The sequence below is a fragment of the Microcoleus sp. AR_TQ3_B6 genome (assembly GCF_036702785.1).
In the GTDB taxonomy this organism is placed as follows: Bacteria; Cyanobacteriota; Cyanobacteriia; order Cyanobacteriales; family Microcoleaceae; genus Microcoleus.
In genome coordinates this window covers 1-3,082 of record NZ_JAUBVJ010000203.1, presented here as the reverse complement: position 1 = coordinate 3,082, position 3,082 = coordinate 1, and the positions used below count along the sequence as shown (strand labels likewise).

At 45.7% G+C, this 3,082-nt stretch carries 4 protein-coding genes; 2 read left to right on the top strand and 2 right to left on the bottom strand.

All coding sequences use genetic code 11. From position 1 onward, the window contains the following. Window positions 1-103: 103 nt before the first annotated feature. The gene (locus QUB56_RS36615; RefSeq protein ID WP_332961260.1) at window positions 104-1,678 is read right to left on the bottom strand and encodes a nucleoside transporter C-terminal domain-containing protein; all 1,575 of its coding nucleotides are present in this window, start codon (window positions 1,676-1,678) and stop codon (window positions 104-106) included. Between the two features lie 220 nt (window positions 1,679-1,898). Here QUB56_RS36615 and QUB56_RS36610 point away from each other — a divergent pair, with 220 nt between their 5' ends. Then, the gene (locus QUB56_RS36610; protein ID WP_332961259.1) at window positions 1,899-2,177 is read left to right on the top strand and encodes a hypothetical protein; all 279 of its coding nucleotides are present in this window, start codon (window positions 1,899-1,901) and stop codon (window positions 2,175-2,177) included. Window positions 2,178-2,277: 100 nt separating this feature from the next. On the opposite strand, the gene QUB56_RS36605 is transcribed toward QUB56_RS36610, so the two are convergent. Further along, the gene (locus QUB56_RS36605; RefSeq protein ID WP_332961258.1) at window positions 2,278-2,472 is read right to left on the bottom strand and encodes a hypothetical protein; all 195 of its coding nucleotides are present in this window, start codon (window positions 2,470-2,472) and stop codon (window positions 2,278-2,280) included. Window positions 2,473-2,583: 111 nt separating this feature from the next. On the opposite strand from QUB56_RS36605, the gene QUB56_RS36600 reads away from it, so the two are divergent. After that, window positions 2,584-2,742, top strand: a complete 159-nt coding sequence (locus QUB56_RS36600; protein ID WP_332961257.1) for a hypothetical protein — start codon at window positions 2,584-2,586, stop codon at window positions 2,740-2,742. Window positions 2,743-3,082 lie beyond the last annotated feature (340 nt).

Sequence of the window (3,082 nt, the reverse complement as noted above, 5' to 3'; positions counted from 1 at the left end):
ACTTTAGCTTTGAGGCAGGGGTTTCAACCCCTGTCGGACTATCGGTTTAACGTGTTTGTTGACACCAATGGGCACGGTACGGTGTCCTTTTCCCGCCGCTTATTTAAGGGCTTTTCTTGGAGTCAGATTTGGGAGATTCTTTAGCTTTCGGAGTTGCTTTTTCTGCCTTCGGCGAAGGCTTCGGACTGGCAATTGCTGGGGCAACTGACGGCTTGGAAGTCGCGGCTGGGGATGGCAGCGCTTTGGGAGAATTAGGGGCGGTTAGCGGTGCAGCAGGGGCTGTCTTAGCGCCTAAAATGCTCGTGTCTCCCGTGTCGAAGGTGCCGGCAATGCACGCGATCATCATTGTCGCTAAGGTGCCGACAAATAATGCTTTCCAACCGAGCTCGGATATGTCTTTGCGACGGGATGGAATTAGGGCGATCGTACCGCCGACAAATATGCCTACGGAGGCTAAGTGGGCGAAGCCGGAAAGGGCGTAACTGACAATTAACACTGTACGATCGCTCACCAGTCCTTTTGCCGATGCTTCTGCTAAACTTTGATAGGGCGGAATCGCTGTTTCTAACAACCTGCGACCGATAATTACTGACGCTTGCCAAGAGTCCTCTAAAGGAACTCCTGTTAATAGCGTCAGGGGATAAAATAAGACTCCCAGAATGTTGGCTAAGGTGACAACTTTGAACAAGTCACCAATTGGGCTGGGCAAAATTGCCAGCCAGCCAAAGAATTGATTGATTAAGGAAACTAAGCCTAAGATTAAAATCAAAACAGCGGCAATAGCTACCGCCATTTTTACACCGTCCAAGGAGCCAATAATTGCTGCATCCAAAGGGCTGACTCGTTCGATGGGTTCTCCCCCAACAGTCTCTTGTTTAAATTCTTCTTCCTCCATTTCTGAAATTTCTTCGCCCACCAACTCGCGGCCTTTAGGCTGCGGTTCTTCCTTGGGAATGCCGCCCATTGTCAGGGGGACGCCTGTTTCCGGGACTAAGATTTTGGAGAGGACGAAACAAGCGGGAATGGCGATAATTGAAGCTGAAACTAAATGCCCTAAAATATTTGGAAAAACTGGCTTTAAAAAACTAACATAAATTGCTAAAGTTGAAGAAGCGGCAGTCCCAAAACAGCAAGAGAGGATTGCACAAAGTTCCGAACGAGTCATTTTTGGCAAATAAGGCTTGACAACAATTGCCGCTTCAATTCCTACGAAAATATTAGCCGCACCGCTGAGGGCTTCCGCGCCGCTCAACCGCATTGTCCTATAAAAGATTTTGGCAAAAAATTCGGTGATAATTTGAATCACGCCGATGTTGTATAGCAAGGCCATCAGGCCAGAAAAAAAGATGACTGTCGGTAAAGCTCGAAACGCAAAAATATATCCTAAATTAATTGCCGGCTCTTGACCAGGTTTTGGTACAATATTGTTCCCGAATACAAATCTTGCTCCAGCGTCAGCAGCGAGGAATACTCCATCCAGTAAGCCAGTAAACCACTCTAGGGCGATGCGAGTTGGGGGGAACAGGAATACTAAAAATCCTAAGACTAATTGCAGGCCAATGCCCCAGATGATGACGCGCCAAGGTATATACTGAACTTTGCGGTTTTCTGAAAAAACCCAGGCGATCGCACACAAGCCAAAAATTCCCAAAAACGAGATAAGATTGTAGATAGACATGAGCCTAGTCCTTGAAATAGTTCAGAATGCCGATCGACGGTTTGCACCACATCAGTTATACTATTCATCTGACGGCAAATGTTAAAAAAAATAACGGGCAGATAACTTACGCACTCAACAGCGTACTTATGTCATTGCTTAGGTCCTTCCCCAGTCTGCGGATCTTTCGCAACCCTTGATTTGCCGTAATTACCAGCAGTTTAGATAGAAACTCTAACACATGGAAGCTTTTGCTCCACATCCTCCTGAATGGACGGCGACGGCGGTTCACGCTAAAGAGTTTTGCTGTCCCAAGTGCGGCGCTAGCTGTACGGAGGCCACTGAGGTCTGGATTAATCGCCGATCGCCAGTATACACCGAGTTCAACCGCCGCAAGTGGCAAGAATTTTACCGCTGCCAGTGCGGCGGCGCGTGGTGGGCCTGGAGTAACGATAGGCCTCCTTCTGAACTTGTGCGTCGCGCTCAAAGTGAGGATGAGGGCCCCGATGAGGATTTTTAGAACGGTGACAAAATTTTCGATTTTCGATTTTATTTAAAATTAGGGTAAGGTGCGCGGTCCGGCGCACCCTACATTTAGATAGGTGAGGGTCACTTCTAAACTAATCCAGCACGTCAAGTATTCCCTTGACTACGCCTTCCATGACTCTTTCAATTAAGCTCAATTCATTTTCGCCGATCGACTCATTTAAAAGCATTGACTTAATTCGCTGTCTGTCATCGCGAGTAAGTTCGCCGGACGAAAATATGCGCTCTACTATTTGTTCAGTTAGAAATGAGTAACTTTGACTTTGCATGGTTGGTCTCTAAAACCATCAATATTTTGTTTTTAACTTTATTAGAAAAGCCAGTTATTTTGTGGGTTTTTGCCGTCCCAGCCAATCAGTGTTCCAATCATAAGACTCTGGGTGCATTTTGTCAAGACACCAGCAGTAGATCAATATAAAAGCTGCATTTTATTTCCGACATTCTGGCAAGGGCTGGTTTTGGAGTGCGATCGACTGATGCCCTGTCCCTGCAAGATCGATCGACCTCCGGCGGTGGCGGTGTTCGAGCGACCTTTTTAAGTTTATGGGTACTTGGGCGGAACATTACAGCTCAAAAAAAATCAAAACGATAAGAGATTAGAATTGATAATGGAGAATTGGCTTTTCTGACCAATAATTTCTTGATGGTACCCGCCACGTGATTTATCCGTGGAATCAATCCAAAATCTAAAATCTAAAATCCTCAAGCCCCCGCATTGATCCGTGGGGTCAATCTAAAATCTAAAATCTAAAATCTAAAATCGATTGACTTCCCTCTTCTTTCCGGCTAATGACTAATGACTAATGACTAATGACTAATGACTAATGACTAATGACTAATGACTAATGACTAATGACTAATGACTAATGACTAATGACT